We start from the raw sequence: 5,000 nt of genomic DNA on the forward strand, positions 1-5,000 counted from the left end.
GGTTTCTTCAGACAGACGTTAAGGATGAAACCAAAAGAAAGCATCAAGGATTAGAAGCTGTATTCCGGGAGACCTTTCCTATTGAAAGTCCCAACAATGACATGATCATGGAATACAGTCATTATATTCTGGGAGAACCGAAACGTTCTCCGCAAGAATGTAAAGACACGGACGCGACTTTTGCGCTTCCGTTAAAAGCAGTCATCAGGTTAATCATCAAAGAAACCGGAGAAATCCGCGAACAAACGGTTTACATGGGAGATCTTCCCGTGATGACCGAGCAGGGAACGTTTATCATCAACGGAGCGGAACGAGTCGTCGTTTCTCAGCTTCATCGTTCTCCCGGTATATTCTTTTCTTATGATATGGAAAGAGACGTTTTCTCAGCCAGAGTGATTCCTTACAGAGGATCTTGGCTGGAATTCGAAATGGACAACAAGGGAATTCTGATCGCGAAAATCGATAGAAAGAAAAAATTCCCGGCCACTCTTTTGATCAAATCATTAGGACACGGAACGAACGAAGAAGTTCTTCGTTTATTCTATAGCTCCAGAAAAGAGAAAATTGCAGGAGCCACTTCCAAAGATCTGAAGAAGATTCTTGGAAGAAGAACCATCAACGATATCATCAACATGGAAACCGGAGAGGTGATGCTCGAAGCCGGTTCCAAAATCAACGAAGACAATATCTCCATCTTAAAAGAGATGAAGGTAAAAGAAGTCGAGTTGATCGAATTCCCGAAAGGAAAAGATAACCCGATCTTGATCAACGCTCTTGAAAAAGACGGAGTGAACGACTACGAGGATGCGATTCTTAAATTCCATTCTTTGATGCGTCAGGGTGAGCCTTCCACGATCGAGAACGCGACTACGGAATTGACTCGTCTTTTCTTCTCTCCGAAAACTTTCGATCTCGGAGACGTGGGTCGTTACAAAATCAATTCTAAGTTCGAATTCAATAACCCGAAAGAATTTTCCGGTGAAAAAGCTCGTGTCTTAAGACCGGCGGACATCATCGAAACCGTTCGTTACATTCTGAATCTTTTCTCCGAAACGGAAAACTATTATCCGGACGATATCGATCACCTTGGAAACAGAAGGATTCGTTCCGTTGGAGAGTTGATCTCCAATCAACTCAAGACCGGATTCTCCAGAGTGGAAAGAGTGATCAAAGAAAGAATGACTGTTCAGGAAATTGAAACCCAAACTCCTCAACTTCTCATTTCGATCAAACCGATCACAGCCGTGATCAACGAATTTTTCGGTTCTTCTCAACTTTCTCAGTTTATGGATCAGACAAACCCTCTCGCGGAGCTGACTCACAAACGGAGATTGAACGCACTCGGTCCCGGTGGTCTTTCGAGAGACAGAGCCGGTATGGAAGTGCGGGACGTTCACTATTCTCACTACGGTAGAATGTGTCCGATTGAAACTCCGGAAGGTCCGAACATCGGTTTGATTCTTTCTATGTCTTCGTATGCTCGTGTGAACGACTACGGATTCTTAGAAACTCCTTACAGAACCGTTAAGAATTCCAAAGTCACCGGTCAGATCGAACACCTTACCGCGGACAAAGAAGAATATCATTACATCGCACAAGCATCGGGCGTTCTCGACGAAAAAGGGGAACTCAAAAACAAATTGATCTCCACTCGTCACAGAGGGGACTTCCCTTTCCGTAACCCAAGCGAGATCCAGTACATGGACTTGGCTCCTCTTCAGGTTGTTTCGGTTTCCACAGCGCTCATTCCTTTCTTGGAACACGACGACGCGAACCGCGCCTTGATGGGTTCCAACATGCAACGCCAAGCGGTTCCTCTTCTTCGTGAAGAAGCTCCTTTTGTCGGAACGGGAATGGAAACCAGAGCCGCTTATGACTCCAGAATTTGTATCGTCAACAAACACGACGGTGTGGTCGTTTCCGTGGATGCGGAACGGATCGTTGTGGAAAGAAAGGGCGGAAAAGAATCCGATACCTACGATCTTACGAAATTCAAAAAGACAAACCAAGGAACCTGCTTCAATCAGAAGCCGATCGTTGGCGTGGTTCACTCCGACTTTAACGGTAAGGTGACCAAGGTCTCTAAAGAAAAAATCGAAGTTACTTCGGAAAACGGAGATGTGAAAGAATACATTCTCCAGATGGGAAGCAGACAATACGCTCCTATCGTTTCTTCCGGAGACGAAGTAAAACGTGGAACTACTCTTGCGGGACAAATCGTTACCGGTGAGAAACTGGACGAGATCGGGAATATTCTCGTGAAAGGAACCGTTCTCGCAGACGGTCCTGCGGTCGACAACGGTGTTCTCGCTCTCGGTAGAAACGTTCTCGCAGCGTTCATGCCTTGGGAAGGTTACAACTTCGAGGATGCGATTTTGATTTCTGAAAGAATCGTTCGCGACGACGTTTTCTCTTCGATCCACATCGAAGAATTCGAAATCCAAGCCAGAGAAACGAAGCTTGGACCGGAGCAAATTACTCGAGACATTCCGAATCTTTCGGACAAAGCGTTCCGTGATTTGGATGAAACTGGTGTAATCCGCGTTGGTGCGGAAGTAAAACCGGGAGATATTCTTGTGGGAATGGTGACTCCGAAAGGGGAAACCGATCTCACTCCAGAATACAAACTTCTTCATTCTATCTTTGGTGAAAAAGCCAAAGACGTAAGAGATTCTTCTTTGAGAATGCCGAACGGTTTCGAAGGAACCGTCATCGATATCAAACGTTTCTCTCGCGAGAATCAAGACGAACTTCCTGCGGGCGTGGAAGAAATGGTAAAAGTATTCGTAGCCAGAAAAAGAAAACTTCTGGTTGGGGATAAGATGGCCGGACGCCACGGTAACAAAGGAGTCGTCGCTCGTGTGATGGCGGAAGAAGACATGCCTTACATGGAAGACGGAACTCCGATGGACATCGTCTTGAATCCGTTAGGCGTTCCTTCACGGATGAACCTCGGTCAGATTTTTGAAACTCAGTTGGGTTTTGCCGCAAGCAAACTCGGAATTTCTTTTGAAACTCCGGTTTTCGACGGTGCGGAAGAATCGGACGTGGACAATTTCTGTAAAGAGGCGAACCTTCCTCTGAATTCTAAATTCAAACTTTTTGACGGTAGAACCGGACTTCCTTTTATGAACGAAGTCTTCTGCGGTTATATCTACATCTTAAAACTCGCTCACTTGGTGGAAGATAAGATCCACGCAAGATCGACCGGTCCTTACTCTCTGGTTACGCAACAACCGCTCGGAGGAAAGGCTCAGTTCGGGGGTCAGCGTCTTGGGGAAATGGAAGTCTGGGCTCTCGAAGCCTACGGAGCTTCTCATACTCTTCAGGAACTTTTGACCATCAAGTCCGATGATATGCTCGGACGTGCGAGAATCTACGAAGCGATCGTAAAGGGAATCCACTCCATCAAACCTGGTATCCCTGAGTCCTTCAACGTATTGGTTCAAGAGCTAAGAGGGCTTGCTCTGGATATCATCATCACCGACTCGGAAGGAAACACTGTTGATATTTCCGATTACGAGGATGAATATTCTAAGAGTAAGAAGAAAATTAAATTCGAGACTATAGAGAACGCATAAGACATGAGATCCCATAACGACTTCGAATCGATTACAATCCGCCTAGCTTCTCCCGAAAGGATCAAAGAATGGTCTTACGGGGAAGTTAAAAAACCAGAGACCATCAACTACCGGACTTTAAAACCCGAGAAAGACGGTCTTTTCTGCGAGAAAATTTTCGGAACCACAAAAGACTGGGAATGTTACTGCGGTAAATTCAAGTCCATCCGTTACAAGGGTGTGGTCTGCGACAAGTGCGGGGTCGAGGTAACTCACTCTAAAGTTCGTCGCGAAAGAATGGGCCATATCGAACTCGCGGCTCCGGTTTCTCATATCTGGTATTACCGTTCTGTTCCTTCGAGAATGGGACTTCTGCTCGATATGACTGTGAACCAGCTAAAGAGCGTTCTTTACTTTGAAAAATACGTCATCATCGATCCTGCGGATTCGGGAAGAAACCGCGGCGAACTCATCGACGAAGAAGAATACCACGCTTATCTCGACGAGTACGGCGACAAGTTCGTAGCCGGAATCGGCGCGGACGCGATCAAAGAACTTCTCGCTCGTATCGACGTAGATGCGGAAGCGAGAATGATCCGTCAAAAGATCCAAGACAAGGATAAGATTTCCGATAAAAGAATTCTGAAACGCCTCGAAGTTCTCGAAGCGTTCCGTGATTCCGGAAACCGTCCCGAGTGGATGGTTCTTGATATCGTTCCGGTCATTCCTCCGGAACTTCGTCCTATGGTTCAGTTGGAAGGTGGTAGATTCGCTACTTCCGACTTGAACGACTTATACCGTCGTGTGATCAACCGGAACAACCGTCTCAAAAGACTTCTCGCTCTGAAGGCTCCTGAGATCATCGTTCGAAACGAAAAGAGAATGTTGCAAGAGGCCGTTGACGCTCTCTTTGACAACTCTCGCAGAAAACGCGCCGTTAAAGGAAAGGGAAACCGTCCTTTGAAATCCATCTCCGACATGCTCAAAGGGAAACAAGGTCGTTTCCGTCAGAACCTCCTCGGAAAGCGGGTCGACTATTCGGGTCGTTCCGTAATCGTAGTCGGTCCCGAGTTGAAATACCATGAGATGGGACTTCCCAAAAAAATGGCTTTGGAACTTTTCAAACCATTCATCATGAAGAGACTTGTCGATCTGGACCTAGCTCCGAACATCAAGTCCGCAAAAAAGAAAGTGGAAGCCGAAGACAAAGAAGTTTTCGACGTTTTGGAATACGTCGTAAAAGAGCACCCCGTGATGTTGAACAGAGCTCCGACCCTTCACCGTCTGGGGATCCAAGCATTCTTACCGATCCTTGTGGAAGGAAAAGCGATCAAACTCCATCCTCTCGTCTGTCACGCGTTCAACGCGGACTTCGACGGGGATCAGATGGCGATCCACGTTCCTCTGACTCCAAAGGCTCAGTTGGAAACTTGGATGTTG

Annotated in this window: 2 protein-coding genes (both only partly in view); both read left to right on the top strand. The window is 46.5% G+C overall.

Annotated elements, in window-relative coordinates:
• On the top strand, positions 1–3,581 hold the 3' portion of the coding sequence (rpoB, locus tag DLM75_RS06500; RefSeq protein WP_118967632.1) for a DNA-directed RNA polymerase subunit beta. Its footprint begins 100 nt before the window's first position; the window shows 3,581 of its 3,681 coding nt (coding positions 101–3,681); its start codon lies off the left edge, out of view; its stop codon occupies positions 3,579–3,581.
• A gap of 3 nt (positions 3,582–3,584) precedes the next feature.
• Positions 3,585–5,000, top strand: the 5' portion of a protein-coding gene (gene rpoC, locus DLM75_RS06505) for a DNA-directed RNA polymerase subunit beta' (RefSeq protein WP_118967633.1). The gene runs 2,805 nt beyond the window's last position; only the first 1,416 of its 4,221 coding nucleotides appear in the window; it begins with the start codon at positions 3,585–3,587; its stop codon lies off the right edge, out of view.

The sequence above is a fragment of the Leptospira stimsonii genome (assembly GCF_003545885.1).
Lineage (GTDB): Bacteria > Spirochaetota > Leptospiria > Leptospirales > Leptospiraceae > Leptospira > Leptospira stimsonii.